Here is an 18,706-nt window from a genome sequence, read left to right on the forward strand (position 1 = left end):
TTTAGCTAATGCACATTCTTGCCGCCGGAGCAGCTATAGCTCTTGTAGCCGGCTGGGCGGCGACACTTTCAACAGAAGTGCCTTCATCTGTAATATTTCTGCTTGCTAATATACCTGGGTTTCAGATGGACTTCAGATGGGCTTCGTGGCGCCGGACGGTCAGAAAATAGCCGAACTAGGGTTGCTTCGACGGCGTCGGGCGCGCCATATCGCGGCACGGGTTTGGTTTGCCACATCATCCGCAACGGCATCTGAGCGCCACTGTGTACAGGAAAGCTGAGTTTTTGCGATCATTCCGCCAGCATGAGATGTGTCGTGAATGCATCCGGTCCTTTGAATAGTTAGCTTCGAGGGATTGGGTCTATGAAAGGGCGGGGCTGGATCAGGCTACAGCGAGTTGCCGACGCGCAAGCCATCAGGAAAAAGATTGCTCTGCTTGAACAAGAGCTGATTGCGGCACGCACCGATAAACACGCAAAGCTCCATGAGATCGGCCTTCAATTGCGGGCTTACAAGTCGCAGCTGGAGCGGCTGGAATTCTGCATCTCAGCACTGCAATCTCTCCGGTCGGCGCAGGTCGGAATGTCTGTTCTTGGGGAACACTGAAGAGATCTCAGTGTCTGATATTGGGCGCAAAGCTGCCATTCGGTAGAAGACGAATGCGGTCAGCGAGTGGCTGGATCAGCTTCTTGAATCAATTTGGGCGAACCGCTTCGTAACCCGTTGATAAATAATGATTATGTTAGTCACGGAGGAGGATGCTTGGAAAACGACCATAATCAACTAGTTAGGATCCGGTGGGACCATCCGACATTCAAATCTGTTCCAATGCTTTTCAATGTTTTTGTCCCACCCACAAGATTGCTACGCCCAGTCGACCAAACGCCTCGCTCAAAGGTCCCGATGCCGGGCAAGAAGCGTCTACAGTGCTGTGTGAAGGTTATGATAACGCCAGTGACCGGCATCTACGTCGAGCTGCTGATGTCGTGAATGGGGCCGTGTATGGACGGCTCTCCGTTGGCAACGGATTCTTTGAGCTTTGCCTTTGCTGGTTGGTGCGGCCATGTATCCGACCTGTAGGTGCGGCCTATCATGTGCCGCTGGCCATAATGCCATTCGCGCGTCTCAGGTCCCGATCGTAAGCTCGCACTCGAGGTGCACGGCCCCAGTGGGTTTTCCTGATCCGGCGGTATCAACCGGCTTTGTGCATTAGCTCCTGTCCGCCCTTTCCAACCTCGTCAGCGATCGCTCGCCTTATCTTGTTCTATGCGATGACCGGTTCCCTGTAGCGCTCGCCGTTCGTCATCAGTGCCCAGACCATCCGGGCGGTCTTGTTGGCCAACGCAACCGCCGTAACCTTGGCTGTTCGCCGTGCCATCAACTGCACGAGCCATGGCCTCCTGGTACCGTTGCGCTCGGCATAGCGGATGACCGCCATCGCACCCACCATGAGCAACTGCCGCAAGTAGCGATTGCCGGCCTTGGAGATACTGCCGAGCCTCTCCTTTCCCCCGCTCGAGTTCTGCTTTGGCACGAGTCCGATCCATGCCGATAGACAGCGCCCCGACTTGAACGCATGCGCATCCGCGACCTTAGCCACGAATGCACTTGCCAGCAGCGGGCCGACGCCTGGGATTTCCATCAACCTGCGACCAAGCTCGGTCTCACGCGCATTCGCCCGAACCCTACGATCGCTTTCGAGAATCTGTTTCTTCACGACCCTGAGCTGCGCCTCGAGCATGCGAAGGCATAGCCGCGCGTCAGCTGGTATCCTGGCCTCGCTCTCGTCGTTGACGACCACGAGCAGTTGCTCAATCCCATTCCGCCCGATCGGCGCTACGATCCCGAACTCGGATAGGTGTGCCCGCAACGCGTTCGATATCTGCGTGCGCTGGCGGTTGAGCATCAACCGGACCCGGTGCAGCATCATCACACTTTGCTGCTCGGGTGATTTCAAAGGCACGAAGCGCATGGTCGGCCGAGTGACCGCCTCGCAGATCGCCTCTGCATCTGCGGCATCATTCTTCTGCCGCTTCAGATAAGATTCTTCTGCCGCTTCAGATAAGGCTTCACATACTGCGCCGGCAGCAGCCGGACATCATGGCCACGTGCAGTCAGTTCTCTCGCCCAATAATGCCACGAGCTGCAGGCTTCGATACCGACCAGGCAACGTGGCAGGCTCTCGAAGAATGCCAGCACGCGCCCCACGCGTCAGCTTCCTGCGAACGACAACCTCACTCGCCGCATCCACCCCGTGGACTTGAAACACTGACTTCGCAATATCCAGACCAATCGTCGTAACGTTGCCCATCATAGATCCCCTCCAGTTCTGGCCCCACAATCATACCGCAGGTCGGGAGGAGAGCCGTCCACCGCATCACAAGCGGACCGGCAACTTCTGGCGTCCAAATCACGACAGAGGAGATTGAGCAAATTCGAAGTTCTGAATGCTCGATTCCCACGCTCCGGGAGTGGCAGCACACGCAGCCAAGGATCGTCTTAGCGGGATTGGCTTCGGACACCGGCAGTTCCGGCCCGCCTTGCAAGGATTCCACATCTTACTTCAGCAGCGCCGCTGTCTTGTCGAGCGCGCCCGGAAAGCCCTTCAGCGACAGGGCGAAATCTGTCTCCTTGCCGCTGTCCGCGACCACCTTGACTTTGAGGCTTGTTCCCTTGCGTAGAGCCGCCAGGGTCTCAGTTCATTGGCAGGTTATCTAGGTCCAAAGCTGATGAACCCTAGGCGACGGTACATATTGCAAGACGACTGTCCAATTGAGCCGAGCGGCAATGACGCTCAGGTTTGCGACGTACTTGGACCGTCATTTCGTCCCTTGAGCACGCGGCTGGGAAGGTAACGAAGGACCTCCCCCAACAATGGCATTCGGTCCAGCTTTTCGGAACAAGCGTATGGAGCCTCGCATGTTCGATCCACACTGATTCTCAACGGAATTGCATGACGACAGCCCCTGTCTCGGCCGCCGATTCCGAAGCACAACGCCCGACGCCCGACGCCCGACGCCCGACGTCCTGGCATGGGGCTAGGTCAGCCAGGACGCGAATATATACTGTCCAAATCGTCGCCGCCCAATGATTTCCATTCCTTTACCCCTCTCAAGGAGATTGCCATGAAGTCCTGTAGCTTCGTCGTTACCATGGTGACCGCCCACGTAGCTCTCATCACACAGCCAGCGAGTCTTCATGCCCAGGAATTGGAGTGCCCGTCCGCAGCCAGCCTCCACGTTTCTGAGGTTGAAGACGAGGTCACGGCCTTCCTGCCTAGAGGGCTGACGCTGGACCAGCCTGCCCAGTTGCAGGCGGCGATCCAGCTTCTCCGCGAGCACGGAATGTCCAGCGACGACACGATAAATTACCTCATCGCGCTCTTCTGCCCGGCCATGTCGGCCAGTACCGGCAGCCATGCGGAGAAGCTCGAAAGAATGAGACAATTTGCCGGCACTGTGACGCGTCAGGTGTTTGCGGCCGACACCATCCGCGACATCATCTACAATGTACCGCTACCTCCCACGGCGGCGGCTGCGGCGGCAACTCGTGCTGGGGACGTCGGTCTCACCGTCGAACAATGGATCGCGACGACCGTCGAGGACGCTCTCAGGTAGCCGACCACGGTGCATGCAGCGTTCTGAGCCGCTCACCGGTAAGAACCTCCCCTTCCTCAGCATTGCGGCTTTGCCCGGCGATCTTCCGGCGCCTGGCCTAATACATCAAGCCTATCAGATGGATAAGAAGGAGATCTCAAATGTTCGACACAAAAATCGATCGTTCACTCGGAGCGCCACCAGAGGAATTATACGGAAAATGGGGTTGGTTCGCGGCGCTTGGAGTTGGATGTCTGGTAGCCGGTGCAATTGCGAGCCTGAACCTTTTCTCCGCGACGCTAGTGTCTGTTCTCTACATTGCCGCGATGATGCTCGCCGGCGGCGTGATGCAGATTATACACGCCTTCACGACGAGCGGTTGGGGCCGCCGCTCTCTCTACGTCCTGGCCGGGCTGCTCTACGCGGCCGCCGGAGCGATCGCGCTCTACGATCCGCTCCTGACCGCGGTCGACATTTCCCTGGTGCTCGGGATCCTGCTCATCGCCGCTGGCATCGTTCGCATTGTCACCGGCCTGCAGCTCCGCAACCAGGGTGGATGGGGGTGGATCGCCGGCAGCGGCGTCTTTACCATCATTGTTGGCACGTTCATTGTCGCCACTTGGCCCGCAGTCGGTCTCTGGCTACTCGGGGCAATACTCACGGTCGACCTTCTGTTCCAGGGTGGGGGGTTCATTGGCCTTGGGTTATCCCTGCGTTCACAACAAAAGCGTCGCCCCAGCGGCCGGTCGGTCGCCCACTAACCGGCGACCAAAAAAGGTCAATAGATCCGCCCTGATCTGACCGTGATCTGCCTGCGTCTGGCAGATCACCGCCTGGGGACGAAGCGTTCGTAACCGCTCGCGGTCTGCGTGTTGCGTACCAGTTTTGACCTGCCAACTGTCGGGCTGGCCGCGCACGTTTCGACGGCACCAGACCGACAAATATCTGTGCGATCCCATCGACGTCGCTCGGTTCAAGGGCCTGCCATCCGCCCATAGTGGCCTGCGTCGGAGCATAGTAACCGTCGATTCTGGAGCTTCGGAGACTATGCCCGTCGGCATGGCGTCAAGACTGGACCGGCATCACCCGTATGCCAAGCGCGCGACTTCTTGCGATGGCGCTTCTGTGAGGGCTTCGAGGGCAAAGTTCGACGCGCCGCAGTAGGCGCGGGACGCTCTTCGACCAACGGCATCGTCGCCGCGCCGGCGCGGGCGCGTGTCAGGCGAGGCAGCCCGAACGGCAGTGGCCGCACGCCAAACACATTGTTCCGAAGCGGTTCGAACATTCTCGTCGGGCATTTCGCAATTAGGGCAAGGTAGCCGACCGCTGCATCGTTTCCGAGCAGATCGATAAGGTGATGCCATCCTCCTGCCGCGCAACGGCCGCATGGGCTGGGCCAGCCCAATCCAGGTGGCAGCGCGACATTTGGATCAACGTCGGCAGCCGGTGGATGAACGAGATCGATGCGTTCATTTCTGCTTCCGTCTGCACCAAATAGCCCTGCTCCGTTCTCGTCACCTGGTGGAGTTGGTCAGGAAGATTGGGTGACGCGGCCGCTTCACTCACGTTTTGTCGTCAAGGGCCGGCGTCAGAAAGCGCGGCGCGGCCCTCAAATCGGCCACGGTCAGCCTTGGTAAGCTGAGGTTCGCCGCCAACACGTCGACCGGATTGGCCGCCAGCCAGGCAGAGAGGTCGTTCGCCTCATAGTGACCGTCATTGAACCCGACCAGAACGCGCAGAATTCCTGATCCCGTGTTGCGGATATAGTGGCCGGAACCCATTGGCGCATAGCCTATATCCCCTGTCTCGAACTGCTCAATAACAACCTGACCTTCTGCGAGGAACACCGCCATCTCTGCGGCCCCTTCGATGTAGTATTGCCACTCGTCGGCATTGGGATGCCAGTGTAGTTCGCGCATTGCCCCAGGCTCGATCTCCAACAACGAACCGGCCATCGTGGTAGAGATCGGAAACTCGTTAACCGACACCGTTCTTTGCGTTCCGCCGCCCGGCACCCGACGCGGTTGCTGAGCAGAGAGCGGGTAGCGATGGGGTGTCGTCAGTGCCGGAACCGGGCGTGGCTCGGCATCCGGGGACCGGTCATCGGGCGCCGGGCCGCTTGCGAAATAGACCTCTTTGTGCGGTAGCTTGGATAGGGACTCAACGGAAAGGCCCAAATTCTGACGCACGACGTCCGCTGGCGTACACGACAGCCAGTCGGTGATGCTGAAGGTATGGTCTTCCGAGAAATCGCCATTGTCGAAGATGAGTATAAAATGGCATTCGCCGGGTCCGACCCCTTGTATAGAGTGACCCCATCCGCGCGGGAAATACCAGACATCGCCCGGCCCGAACGTATCAGTCGCCGCTTCCCCTTTAGGGTTGAGGATCGTTGTGCGGCAGTTGCCAGAAATCACAAACGCCCATTCGGCGGCATTGGCGTGCCAATGCAGTTCGCGCATTGCGCCGGGGCCGAGGCGCATCGACACGCCGGCGATCCCGATGCTGGCGGGAAACTGGTGCATCGAGGCACCTCGTGTGATGCCGCCGTTCCCTACACGTGGGATGGACTTCTCAAGTTGGTATCGGAACGAAGGCAATGTCATCTGTGATTCCTTTGCTTCAACGAGAGTCAGGCTTGCCGTACTCGGTGCTGACCGTGTGATGCTAAGTGTGGGTTGCCGTTTCACCTATCGGCGCAAAGGATAGCCCTTCCATACATTGGTACGGTCGCCCGCCCGTGTGGGCGGACTCGACTGCCGCTAGGTGGGATTATTCACGATCTACCTTCGCCGTAGCGTGGCGTCGCGTTAACGGAGAAGATCGGGACGAATATGCCAAAAGAAGCAATTGAAGAAACAGTGGAACGAGCGCTAGCATCGCGGGCCGCCATGGCGAGGATGATGGCGGTTGCGGGCCATGATTTGAAGCAACCGCTGCATGTCGCGATCTTGTCGCTCGCCCGCGCGGCTGAAGCTGGTGTGTCGTCCGCCACTGCCGATCGTCTCCGCGTCGCTCTTGACGCAATGAAGCGCCTGGGTAGCGAGCTCGATGATCTCGCTCGCTTGTCGCAGAAAGACGAGACGTTGCAACCGCGCCGCCAGAATTTGCTCCTTGCTCCAGTGCTGGAGCGGCTCGAATGGGATTGGCGATTCTACGCTGAAGCTTGCGGCGTCGAGCTTCAGATAACCTCCTGCGACATCATCGTTGAGACCGATTCCGAATTGCTCCACACGATCCTGCGAAATTTGGTCGGCAATGCGATCAAATATAGCGGACCGGGTGGCCATGTCCGACTGATGTGCCGGACCAGGCGCCACAGAGCTTGCATTGACGTGCAGGACGACGGCGCCGGGATTCCCGCCGCACGCCTCGCACGAATCTTTGATGCATTCGAGCGAGGTGACGCCGCGGAGCAGGACGGCATGGGTCTTGGCCTTATGATCGTCCAACAGACTGCGGACCTGCTGCGCCATCGAGTCACAGTGAGGTCAATCCCGAATGTAGGATCGACGTTCTCGGTCGAACTGCCTTTGGCAAATCAGGGCCAGCGCATGTGGAGAGCCCGGCCCGATCCTACCGGCACCCCAAACATGACCCTGCGCCGCAACTTCCATGCTTGGCGCAGATCGAAATAATAGCTCAGCAGCACAGTTCGAGCCGCGGGAACTCCTCGGCAGAGAGGGGCGCTGCAATCTCATAGGAGGATTGCGTGGCTGAGGGCTTCCTACCGGTCAACGTAGATCTAATAGAAATCTCTAATAGTTCTGAAGCACGGCTTTCAATACATTTTACCAGAAGCCAAACAGGCGCACCGCTGCCACTAAAATGCCACCGCCCCCCGAAGCGTTATACTGCTAATTTCACAAATCTCGGAGTATAACACGCAATATCTGCAATTGAGGGTCAGATCAATGGAAAACACGGTAAAAGAACTTATTAACATCGTGACGTCAGACACAATTATGGCTTCGTCCGTCGACCGCAGCCCCTCTCGCCGTCCTGTGTCTCGGAGCGAGCATGCCGCCAGGGAATCCAGCGTCTCCATAATTGACGCCGACGGTATGGTTCGCCAAGCTCTTCAAGCTCTCCTGAAATCCATCGATCTCCCCTCACAAGCCTTCGGCTCGGTCAGTGATTTTCTTCAGAAAAACAAGTCACCTGACACCCCGAGTTGCATCGTCCTGGACGTTCGGCTTCCGGGGCTCGGCGGACTTGAGTTTCAAGAACAACTCGCGCGGTCGGGAGTTAAGACTCCGATCGTCTTCCTTACTGCTCATGCGGATATACAGATGACCGTTCGCGCGATGAAATCAGGCGCGGTGGATTTTCTCACCAAGCCGTTCCGGGATCAAGATCTCCTGGACGCCGTTTCCGCTGCTCTCGAACGGGATCGCGCGAGGCGGCGCCAGCAGCAAGCGATTAATGACTTGCGCCGGCGTTTCTCTTGTCTGACCGAACGCGAATTGGATGTGACTTGGCTTGTCGCTGCGGGACTTATGAACAAGCAAATTGCGGCAGAACTCGGTATAAGCGAGTCTACTGCAAAGTTGCATCGGGGCAGCGTCATGCGCAAACTGGATGTGCGCACGGTTCCTGACCTTGTGCGCATAGCCGACATGATGGCTCAGAGCATGGAACCTCGGCTACCGCAGCGATTGTAGTTTAATCTCCCTCGCGTGGTTCAAGTTGCTATTGGAGCCCGGCTGTGGACGTGTCACCACTTCCGCCTTGCACCGGGTTATTAATAGGCAAAGTAAAGGTGAAGACCGCGCCTCCGTTTTCCCCTTTCTCAGCTCGGATCTCCCCGTCATGCGCCTCAATGATGGAACGGCAGATCGCCAGTCCGATACCCTTGCCGTTCCTCTTGGTCGAGTAGAACGCCTCGAATATCATGTATGGGTCTTCCATTCCGGAGCCTTGATCGCGCACTTCCACGGAAATCCGGTTGCCGGCATCATATCGCGAGCCGATTTCAAGGACTCGTTTCTCCGGAGGCACCTGTTTCATGGCATCGATGCCGTTCCGGATCAGGTTGACGAGAACCTGCTGAAGCTGGACGCGATGCCCCATTACCGACGGCAAGCCGCTATCCAAGCCGGTTCTGAGCTGGATTGCGTTCGCCGCAAGCTCGTCCTCCATGAGTCGGCAGACCTCCAGGACAAGTTCCTTGATGCTGACCGACGTCCTAGCTTCCGAGTTCGCTTGGAACAGGGCCCGGATCCGACGGATAGTGTCTGCGGCCAGATTTGCATCCCTCACGATCCTGCCCACGTTGGCCATCGCGCGTTTCGTGTTAGGCGGATCGGCCTTCAGCCAGTGCTCGCAAGCCTGTGAGCTTGCCACGATGCTGGCCAGCGGCTGATTGACTTCATGCGCGATGGATGCGGTCAGCTCGGAAAGGCTGGCTGCCTTCGAGGCGCTCGCAAGTTGCTCATGCGCCGACCTCAGCTCCTCCTGCATCCTCGTTTCATCTTCGATATCGGTGATGACCGTATACCACTGCAGCAGCCGGCCATCCCCGTCGCTAAGCGGCTCCGACCGACTGTCGGTCCAGCGGTAGGGCCCATCGTGTCGCTTGAGGCGATAGCGCAACGTAAACGGCTTGCCTGAAGCAAAGGACTCAGCCAGGGCGCGGCGGAACCGTTCCCTGTCGTCTGGATGCACCAACAAGTCTATCGGCTGGCTGAGCTCTAACCCCGCCTGGTTAAAATCCCCGACGCGGATTCCGGTGTAATCGCTGAGCCGCCTGTTGGTGTAAGTTGGTACGCCCGAAGGCGACGCGCACCAGACCATGACAGGCACCGTGTCGACCAGAAGCTGCAGCTGCCTCTCACTCGCCCGCAGAGCTTCCTCGGCCTGCTTGCTCTCGTCGATATCGATGAGGGCGCCGTACCAGCGCGTGATCTTGCCCGTGTCGTCGCGCAGAGCCGCAAGACGACTGTCGACCCAGCGAAACACGCCGTCGTGGCGGCGCAAGCGGTATATCTCCGCAAAGGAGGTGCCCGTCGAGAATGACCGCATCATCGCGTCACTGACCCGAACACGATCGTCGGGGTGCACGGTCAGTTCGAGGGCCTCACGCAGGCGGGTCTTGTTTGGAACCTCCAGGTCTCCAATCACGATGCCGGCAAACGCGGTGACCTGCTTATTTGCGTAGGACGGTTCACCCTCGGGCGTTGCGCACCAGATTAGGGCAGGAATGGCGTCAACGAGTTGTCGAAGCTCTCGCTCACTCTCCCTGAGGGCCTGCTCGACGAGCTTCTGTTCATGTATATCCACAGACGTGCCGTACCAGCCGGTAATGTCCCCTTTGGCACCCCGGGCAGCGCGAGCAACTGCATGAAACCAACGATAGCTGCCGTCATGCCTTTGGATGCGGCAATCGGTCACAAAGTCCTCGCCGCTGGCAAGGCACTCCACCAGCCGGCCAAATGTCTGTTCCACGTCTTCGGGGTGCACAAGCGGAATGGCATTTTTCCAGTCGTCCAAGTCTGTCCGTCGCTTGTTGCCCGTGACATAGTCCTGTACCGCCTGATTTGTGTACGTGTACTCACCCTTGCTGTTCAGAGACCACCCCATGGTCGGCATGTTGTCCACGATGGCCGCCGCAAATCGCATGCGATCATCCGCCTTGGTTGGTAAGAGCATCGCATACCTGATCATGGTGAAAATGACCAAGGCTGCACCTCCAAAGAGTGCGGTTTGCAGTGAAGGAAAGAAGTCACCCTTTGTCGTCAGATGTGCAGGCGGAAAGTGGGCAAGCGCGAAAAGCAGCGTCACGAAGACCGTCGCAATGAAGCCGATAAGCCGAGTACCAAAGGAACAGACCGACACGACGCCCATGATCAGGAGCCACGGCTCACCAGTGACCAGCATCAAAACGATAGCCATAAGCAGGGGGAAGATCGCCAGAACGGGTTCTGAGGCATTCCGGAACATCGAGATGCCCCTAATGTTATGCCAAGGCCAGGACATGTCTGCGCGGCTGAGATGGTCGAAGCTGAACAATGGGCATATGCAGAACAATAGTTCGGTTAAGGGCTGACGTCTTTCACTTGGCGTTATCGGCGTTCTCTGCGAGCACTTAAGGAGGGCGGGTCAGGACTGTCGATTGGCAGGGAAAAGCCGAAAATCGCCCCTTGTGGTTCATTGCGTGCCGTTCCGAGCGAGCCGCCGTGGGATTCGATAATTGTCTTGCTGATTGCCAGTCCCATTCCCATTCCATCCGGTTTCGTCGAATAGAAGGCGTCGAAAAGCTTTTCTTCCAAGCCGAATGGCACGCCAGGACCACTATCATGCACCGCGACATAGATCACATGCTTGGATTGGCGTCTGGAAACTAATTTTAGTTCCCGCGGCCGATCGTTGACACTGGCCATGGCGTCTAAGGCATTGAGCATCAAGTTTAGGATGACCTGCTGCAACTGGACGCGATCCGCCAAGACGCGAGGGAGGGCCCTGTGCAGGCTAACCTCAAGCGACACGTCATTCAGCACAAGTTGCTCTCGAACCAGCGCGACTGTGTCGGAGATGATTGCGTTGACGTCCACGAGGTCGTTCTTAGGCGGCATCTTGGTGACAAGGGCACGTGTGCGATCGAGCACTTCGGCTGCCCGATGTCCCTCGCTCATCGCCCGCTCGAGCGCGCGCCGAACTGCGGGAATATTTGGGGGGTCTGCTGACAACCAGTTCAGCCCTGCCGAAGCGCTGGTCACCACACCCACTAAGGGCTGGCGCAGCTCATGAGAGATCGCGGCGGAGAGTTGCCCGACAGTAGCGACCCGACTCGCGTGGGCCAATTCGGATTGAAGGTCATGGTAACGGCGATCGCTTGCACGAGCGGCCTCCTCCGCCTGCTTTCGCGCAGTCAGATCCAGAATGAAGGTGACCCCGCCGTCCAATCCCACGTCGCCAAATGTGGCGGCGCCAAGCAGTACGGGAACCCGTCTTCCATCCTTATGAAAGAACTCCTTCTCCCAGGGGCGCGCTATCCCCGTTGCTTTTACTTCGGCGACAATTCTGGCGTCGTTCTCCCATTCCTCAGGTGGAGACAAATCAGTCCAATAAACTCGCCCCGCGGCAAGATCCTCGCGGTCAAAGCCGAGCATGTTAAGGAACAAGTCATTAGCCTCGAATATCAGGCCATCGAACTTCCACATGAAGACGCCGATAATGTTGGCATCCACCAGACGGCGGATTCTCGCCTCGCGTTCGGCGAGGTCGCGATAAAGGCGTGTATTCTCCAGGGCAACGGCGGCATGGGACGCAATCAGCTTCAGAACAGCTATCTGACTGGGCGTGAATACGTTCGCGGCAAGGTTGTTCTCCAGATATAGCAGCCCGATCAGCTTCCCCTGATTGATCAGCGGCAGCGCCAGAAGAGAGCGCACATGGCGGTCCAGGACATATGCATCGGTGGAAAACGGGCTGGTTGACAGTGCATTCTCCAAGATAACCGTTTCTTTGGTACTGAGGACGTGCTGGACGACTGAATCAGGCAGCGCGGCATTTGTGAGGTCCAGGTTGTCCCGCAACCGCACTACCACGCCATGACCCGTCATCTCGGCTTCGGCCTCGATATAGGTCTCCGCACCTTGGCTCAGCATAAGAACCGCTCTCCCTGCCCCAGCATGTTCGATCGCCATGCGCATCAGCGCGTCGACGAGCTTTTCGAGGACGATCTCCCCCGAGACGGTCTGAGCGACCTTGATCACCGTCGCCAGTTCGAGTTGTTCGACCGGCGCGAACGTCGTGCTGGTCGACAGTGCTAATGGCTGCTCTTCTTGTAGTTGCGGGTACGATGCCTCCATCTGCTTGACTTTGGCGTGGGCTCCCCAGCGCAGATAGCATAGGCGGGCTTCCCGCAAATACATCTGGGAGATTCTTTCGAAGTGCCGCCGGGCATAGAACCGGCCAGCCATTTCATTGGAAACGGCTTCATTGTGCAGGAAGCCGTTTTCCTTCGCAAAGCGGATGCTCTCGTCATAGAGGCGCTGGGCTTGCAGATCCTGTCCGTCTACCCGCGCTATCTCCGCTGCGACGAGGAGGTGCTTGTCGGCAAATGTCGGAGAACCTGTTTCATCGGCCCAGGCACGCAACTGGGCGTGCTGCGAAGCCAATTTCGCGCGCATTGCGCCCCGCTGGGCAGCGGGTGTTTCATCGATGAGTGCAGCCATCGAAAGCCCGGCGTAGTAGAAGCAGTCCATCTGCTCGATCTGCATGTTCCGGATCGAAGACTGCGATTGTACCTCGTCCGCAGCGGCCAAGGCAGACTCGTACTCCCCCGCAAGGAAATGAACCATGGTCTTGCGGGTCCAGTACCACCACATGACGACAGAGTTCTGCGAGCGGGCGAGTTCGGCTTCGAAGGCATCCGCGTCGAAGGTCTCGTCGCTGTACTCCGAAAGTCCGCGTGTCCGGCCCCGCAGGCTTGCTACCGCGCGTTCTGTGGCTATCACTAGACCCATTCCAGCCTGAAAGCCGGTTTCTCGGGCAAAATCGAGCGCACGCTTACACTCCTGGTCGACATCCTCAAGCTTCTGGCCGCTGAGAAAGACGTGCAGGACGATCACGGCGGCCTCGAAGCAAGCGTAATAGAGATCGCCGGCTTGAACTCCGCCTCTAAATGCTGCGCGTAGCCAATCAAGTACGACGGGCAGCGGTTCAGTCCATGCGGCGGCAAGTCCTGTCAAATGGTTCACGCGCGCTATATCGACTGATCCGTTTCGCGCTGAGGCAAGATCGCTGGCAAGTCGGGCGATGCGATATCCGTCCTCGTAGCGGCCAAAGGCGGGGCCGATGATGTAGCCCATCAGGACGAGGCCTTGCGCCGACGTGCTTGCAGCCCCTCGGGTCAGGGAAAGATTTACCATTCTGCAGATAATCAGGATGGTCATGTTGAAGCTGGAAAAATATGCCGGCGGCTGCATCTCCGCCAGCAAACGCATGGCCGCTAGCGCGTGTTGATCTGTCATGGGTAGCAGATCGGCGAAGCTCTCTATCTGGTCCCCCTGGAGATTGCTCCAAATCTCATCGTATTCGCGCTGGACGTCTTCCCAAGTAGGGCGTATCGGCAAGTCGAAGCCAAGTATCCTCAGCCCTTCCAATCCATTTTCGACTGCACCGCTGTTGTCCGACTTGACAACACAAAGCTCGACCTTCAGCTGATAAACCGCCGCTTTCTCCACATCGGCAGTCTCATGCGTCAGCAAGGCAGAGATCATCTGCTCGGCCTGCGCGAGGTCGCCGGTAAGGAAGGTGCATTCGGCGTGCTCCATCGCCAGGGCGAATGCAAGTTCGCCATGTGTCGTCCAGCCGAACTCGGCGAGTTGTGATCGTCCCCGTGCCAGGTAGCCGCACGCCGCCGAATAGGCAGCGGACGCCTTGGCTTTTCGTCCAGCGCGCAAGTATAGGGTTGCGACCCTCACGCGCTCCGCAGGTGCAATGCTTCCGATTTCGATGCGGTCGAACTGACTCACGATGTGGAAGACATCGACATCGATCTCGGTTTCATCGAGCGTCGCCAGCAGCCGCGATCCAATCAGCTGGTGGGTGATGGCCTTCTGCGGTTCGGGAAGGGAGGCATAGGCTGCTTCATGGATGCGATCGTGCGCAAATGCGTAGCCATCGTCCACTCGGAAGAGTAGACCGGCCACAAGCGCGTCGTGGAGAAGCATGTGTGCCTTCTCGGCAGATGCTTCGACAATCCGCTGGAACGTCAGTGCCTTCACAGCGGCGCCCATGCAAGCCATTTGCCTTAACGCCTTTTGCGAGGGCTCCGGAAGGCGGCGCAGGCGCTCAATCATGAGATCCACAATGTTGTCACTCACATGCCTCGCACCGACCTGATCGATATCCCAGCTCCAGCCCGAAAAGTCCGGATCGTAAACGAGCAGGTTCTCGTCGACGAGGCTCGCTACGAATTGCGTGGTAAAGAAGGGGTTGCCGCCAGCCTTCGCAAATACGATATCGGCTAGCGGAGCCACTCTCTGAGGATGATCGTCGAGCGCATCGGCGATCATGTGGACAATGTCCTCGGGCCGGATTCCGCCCAACTGGATTTCCTGTACCGGCGCTCCTGACGTTCGGATGGAGTGTAGGCGTCCTGTCAAAGGGTGATCTGGAGCAACTTCATTGTCCCTGTATGCACCCACTAGGAGAAGGCTTGCCGTTTCCGTCTGAGTCACCAAACTCTCGACGATGTCTACGGTCGCGGAATCCAGCCATTGCAGATCATCAAGGAACAAGACGAGGGGGTGCTCGGGGCGTGCGAACACGCCGATGAACTGTCGAACCACAAGACGTAGCCGGCTCTGCGCCTCAGGTCCGGAAAGATCCGGCACCTTGGGCTGTTCGCCGATGATCATCTCCAATTCTGGAATGAGATTGACCATCAATTGGCCATTCGGCCCGAGGGCGGTGGCGAGCTCATCTCGCCATAGCGCCACTTCGGCCTCGTGTTTGCTCAGCAGTTGTGCAACCAAGCCTTGAAAAGCCTGCGCCAGCGTCGCGTATGGAATTCCACGCTTGTATTGGTCGAACTTGCCAGACGCGAAGAGTCCGTGCCGGGATACAAGCGACCTGTGCAATTCGTTGACGACCGACGATTTGCCGATCCCAGAATAGCCGGACACAAGAACGAGTTGGGGAAACCCATTCGCCACGACCAGATCGAACGCAGAGATCAACGATTTGATCTCGTCCTCCCGCCCGTACAGCTTTTCACGGAAGATTAGCTTGGTTGGCGCGTCGCGCGTGCCAAGTTCAAACGGCCGAACGGCTTCGTGCGTCTCCCATTCCTCAAGACAGCGCTGCAAATCCGCGCTCAGGCCAGCAGCCGTCTTGTAGCGGTCTTCCGCGGCCTTCGCCAGCAGCTTCATGACAATGTCTGAAACAGGCTCCGGAATTCCGTTCAACCTCTTTGAAGGAGGTATCGGTTGACGTGCCACATGACAATGGATCCACTCCATTGGGTCGGTAGCAACGAATGGCAGGGCGCCGGTGATCAGCTCGTAGAGCGTGACGCCAAGGGAGTAGAGATCGCTGCGAGCGTCGATCGAACGGTTCATGCGTCCGGTCTGCTCCGGAGCCATATAGGCGAATGTACCAGCGATCACTTCGGGAGGCACGGGAGTCTGTCGCTCGCGGGGAAGCCGCGAAGCAATGCCAAAGCCGGTCAACCACGCACGATCGCCAGAGCCGCTAATAAGAAAATTGTTGGGCTTTATATCCTTGTGGATCAGCCCAGCTTCATGCATCTGCCCCGTCGCTTCGGACATTGCCATGGACAATATCAAGAAGCGCCGGATCGGGATCGGTGACCCGGTCTGCCGCGTAAGCGGCTCGCCTCCGGGGTCCTCCAGCAGAAGCTCGGTAACGCCTCCTTGCTGCAAAAGCGCCGTCGGGCGCGCTGCCCAGGTACGCTCGATGTAGGGTTTCAAGCTGTGTTCATTAACGAGGCGGGCTGTGAGGCCCGGCCGCGGCTGGCTCAATTTAGGCCGAACAACGAGCGCAGTTTTCTCGATGTTCCCATCTCGGCGCCGCGCCCTCAGGAGCATACGCTCGTCATCTTCGGCGAGAACTCTTAGATCAGCATTCGTAAGATCTGCGAGCCTACGCTGGTACGTCATAGGGCTCTATCCGAGCTCGTTGCGTAACGTTGCGGCTGCCAATGATCACCGGCCAAAAGGGCGGCGACTGTCTTTGAACAATTGCGCTGTCGCAATGGCTTTCTCAGTCGCATTTTCATCCTCGTCACGACCAGAAGGACGATGGGACCGACTAACGGCCTTGGTCCGGTCAACGGAAAACTCTTTATGCAAGTCCTCATCTTCGAGAAGGGTCTAGGAATGTTGTCCTCGTCAATCGCGAAATAAGAGAGCGTCGGATACTGCATCAAGCAATGCTCTGGTATCAAACGGCTTCTGAAAAACTCTGGAAACAGGAGCTTCGATTACTCTTCTTTGCGTCGCCAGTTCCTCCCTGCCTGTGATAAAGATGACAGGAAGACTGGGAAGTCGAGCGTTCGCCCTCCGTTGCAATTCAACCCCATCCACCACCGGCATGCCGATGTCGGTGATCAGGCAGTCCACCTCCGACAAGCGATCATCCTGGAGAAGAGACAACGCAGTGTCATAGGAACGGACCTTATGCCCGGCTGACTCCAGGAGATCTCCCAGAGACTCAAGTAGATACGGATCATCGTCCACGATCGCGACGACCCACTGACGGGAATTCACTTCACAAAGCTCCTGCATGCCGGGAATGAGTTATCGGGATATCAAGCGTGGCGGCAATCCGCACCAGATCGGCAAGTGAGGCTGCCCGCATCTTCTGCATGACCTTGGCTCGATGAATTTGGAACGTGACCTCGCGTATCCCGAGCTCTGCTGCCGCCTGCTTGTTCATAAGCCCGCTAATCACGAGCGGGAACACCTCTCGCTCGCGAGGTGTAAGCTCGCCAAAGCGGCGTCGGAGTACACCCAACTCGTCCTGTTTCGTACGATGCTCCCGATCTCGCTCAATCCCAACCTTGATAGCGATCAGCAGATCCGACTCGTGGAAGGGTTTAGTGAGGAAATCAACGGCACCTCGCTTCATCGCCCTGACCGTCGAGGGGATGTCCCCATGGCCCGTAATAAAAACAACCGGTGGATGATCGCCGCTGGCGATCTGGTCATAGAATTCAAGCCCGTTTACGCCCGGAAGCTCGATATCAAGCACAATACAGCTGGGCAAGTCGGGCCGTGGGTATGCGAGGTACTCGCTTACCGACCCCACTGCGATGCACCGAATGCCCGCCGATGCTAGGAAGTCACTGATCGACTCCTGCACCCGAGCATCGTCGTCTACGAGAAAGATGACGTGATCGGAACCTTCCACCCGGAGTTCTCCGCTCCCTGCCCTCAACTAGCGGTAAGAACCCCGCTCGTTCGACAGTCTAGCAGACAACGAGAGCATGCGATGTAATGGATAACAATGATTGTAGGACCTTTATCGGAGTGTCTCGCTGCGGAAAATGGTGATCGAATCACCTCGGCAGGTCAGTTCGATATTGGTGCCCGTAATCAGCTGAGATGCTGACCGACGGCAGGTCGTTGCCTTTTGACATGGCGAGACAGTATCTCTGCGGCACATCGCGAGCGCAATCGTCAAGTTGGTGCCCGTTACGCACTATCGCGATGATCGTGGCATTGTCTCTCGCGAGACATTCGACATTTGGACGGTCGGTGCGGCATGGGTGCGACCGGGGCGGCTTGCGACGGCCGCACATGCAGCCGCATGATCAGCCGTGGTGAGAGTCATCGCGAGGAAACGGCCACGCAATTCATGTTGCGACATATTGATCGGCGCCGTCGCTGGAGCGACCGCTGCGTGGCCTGCCGGCCTCAAAGGGGCTGACGGGGAGCGGCCGAAGCCGGCGAGTGGCCAGTGTTCGGTCGAACTACATGAGGCTACTAACCGCCAGCGATCATCCAGAAACCGGCCAAGGCGGTAAGGCCGCCAGCCATTTGGGCGATCCGACGTTGCGTTCCGTCAATCGCAGGTCGCGATAACCCAATACCTATCCTCAGGCCGACGGCATGGAGAAGAGCAGTCGCGATGACAAAACCTATCAGGAACGGAAACACCCCCGCTTCACCAAGTTCGCCGCCATGTGCGTATCCATGGAAAAATGCGAAGAAGCTCACCAATAGCATTCCCACCGATGTTGGAGCTTGAAGTGCCACGAAACCGAGCAGACCGAGAATGACGACTGACACGGTAACGACGGCTTCTTCGAACGGAAGGCCGACCCCGAGCAGGGATACAACGAAGCCGACTATCATCATTGCGACAAACGCTGACGGGACGAGCCATTTGGCGCTCCCTCCTAGCAGAGCAGCCCACAAACCCACGGCCACCATTGCCAGGATGTGATCGAGGCCAAAGAAAGGATGAGACAAGCCTGCGAGAAAGGAGCCGTGCTCCCCGGGGTTGAGGTGCGCAAACGCGGGGACGACGTTAAACATCAGGATCACGGTCACGACAGAAAGTAGCTTCAACATATCCGTCTTTCCTTTCTTGGCTCAGTCTGAAATTCTATTGGCATCAGCAATTAATGCGTC

Annotated in this window: 13 protein-coding genes and 1 pseudogene; 5 read left to right on the forward strand and 9 right to left on the reverse strand. The window is 57.9% G+C overall.

Features of this window, described 5'->3' with window-relative positions:
- Positions 1-363 precede the first annotated feature (363 nt).
- Positions 364-606: a hypothetical protein gene (locus LB569_RS20540; RefSeq protein ID WP_224542530.1), complete on the forward strand. Its 243-nt coding sequence runs from the start codon at positions 364-366 to the stop codon at positions 604-606.
- Between the two features lie 658 nt (positions 607-1,264).
- Here LB569_RS20540 and LB569_RS20545 read toward each other — a convergent pair.
- Positions 1,265-2,311: pseudogene (locus tag LB569_RS20545) on the reverse strand (IS110 family transposase).
- 247 nt (positions 2,312-2,558) lie between these two features.
- On the reverse strand, positions 2,559-2,690 hold the full coding sequence (locus LB569_RS20550; RefSeq protein WP_224542602.1) for an invasion associated locus B family protein: 132 nt from the start codon (positions 2,688-2,690) through the stop codon (positions 2,559-2,561).
- A 435-nt stretch (positions 2,691-3,125) separates the two neighbouring features.
- Between LB569_RS20550 and LB569_RS20555 the strand changes: the two genes are divergently transcribed.
- Positions 3,126-3,617 carry a hypothetical protein gene (locus LB569_RS20555; RefSeq protein ID WP_224542531.1) on the forward strand — a complete coding sequence of 164 codons (492 nt, stop codon included), beginning with the start codon at positions 3,126-3,128 and terminating at the stop codon, positions 3,615-3,617.
- A 140-nt stretch (positions 3,618-3,757) separates the two neighbouring features.
- The gene (locus LB569_RS20560; RefSeq protein WP_224542532.1) at positions 3,758-4,357 is read left to right on the forward strand and encodes an HdeD family acid-resistance protein; all 600 of its coding nucleotides are present in this window, start codon (positions 3,758-3,760) and stop codon (positions 4,355-4,357) included.
- Positions 4,358-4,901: 544 nt separating this feature from the next.
- Here LB569_RS20560 and LB569_RS20565 read toward each other — a convergent pair.
- Both LB569_RS20565 and LB569_RS20570 read right to left on the reverse strand, forming a co-directional pair.
- Entirely contained in the window at positions 4,902-5,162 is a 261-nt protein-coding gene (locus LB569_RS20565) for a hypothetical protein (RefSeq protein WP_224542533.1), read from the reverse strand.
- Positions 5,159-6,202 carry a cupin domain-containing protein gene (locus LB569_RS20570; RefSeq protein ID WP_224542534.1) on the reverse strand — a complete coding sequence of 348 codons (1,044 nt, stop codon included), beginning with the start codon at positions 6,200-6,202 and terminating at the stop codon, positions 5,159-5,161. The genes LB569_RS20565 and LB569_RS20570 overlap by 4 nt, the downstream gene beginning before the upstream one ends.
- A gap of 420 nt (positions 6,203-6,622) precedes the next feature.
- Between LB569_RS20570 and LB569_RS20575 the strand changes: the two genes are divergently transcribed.
- Together LB569_RS20575 and LB569_RS20580 are read left to right on the forward strand one after the other, a co-directional pair.
- Positions 6,623-7,234 carry a sensor histidine kinase gene (locus LB569_RS20575; RefSeq protein WP_224693899.1) on the forward strand — a complete coding sequence of 204 codons (612 nt, stop codon included), beginning with the start codon at positions 6,623-6,625 and terminating at the stop codon, positions 7,232-7,234.
- Between the two features lie 276 nt (positions 7,235-7,510).
- A complete protein-coding gene (locus tag LB569_RS20580; protein WP_224542537.1) occupies positions 7,511-8,260 on the forward strand; it encodes a response regulator transcription factor in 750 nt (249 codons plus the stop codon).
- Positions 8,261-8,288: 28 nt separating this feature from the next.
- On the opposite strand, the gene LB569_RS20585 is transcribed toward LB569_RS20580, so the two are convergent.
- The 5 genes from LB569_RS20585 to LB569_RS20605 form a co-directional block, all read right to left on the reverse strand.
- Positions 8,289-10,538 carry a PAS domain-containing protein gene (locus LB569_RS20585; RefSeq protein WP_224693881.1) on the reverse strand — a complete coding sequence of 750 codons (2,250 nt, stop codon included), beginning with the start codon at positions 10,536-10,538 and terminating at the stop codon, positions 8,289-8,291.
- 122 nt (positions 10,539-10,660) lie between these two features.
- Complete coding sequence (locus tag LB569_RS20590) at positions 10,661-16,039, reverse strand: ATP-binding sensor histidine kinase (protein ID WP_224693882.1); 5,379 nt, start codon at positions 16,037-16,039, stop codon at positions 10,661-10,663.
- A gap of 420 nt (positions 16,040-16,459) precedes the next feature.
- Complete coding sequence (locus LB569_RS20595) at positions 16,460-16,837, reverse strand: response regulator transcription factor (RefSeq protein ID WP_224542540.1); 378 nt, start codon at positions 16,835-16,837, stop codon at positions 16,460-16,462.
- Between the two features lies 1 nt (position 16,838).
- Positions 16,839-17,480, reverse strand: a complete 642-nt coding sequence (locus LB569_RS20600; protein ID WP_224559527.1) for a response regulator transcription factor — start codon at positions 17,478-17,480, stop codon at positions 16,839-16,841.
- Between the two features lie 575 nt (positions 17,481-18,055).
- Positions 18,056-18,646, reverse strand: a complete 591-nt coding sequence (locus LB569_RS20605; RefSeq protein WP_224542542.1) for a HupE/UreJ family protein — start codon at positions 18,644-18,646, stop codon at positions 18,056-18,058.
- Between the last annotated feature and the right edge of the window lie 60 nt (positions 18,647-18,706).

The sequence above is a fragment of the Mesorhizobium sp. BH1-1-4 genome, assembly GCF_020165665.1.
Taxonomy (GTDB): domain Bacteria; phylum Pseudomonadota; class Alphaproteobacteria; order Rhizobiales; family Rhizobiaceae; genus Mesorhizobium.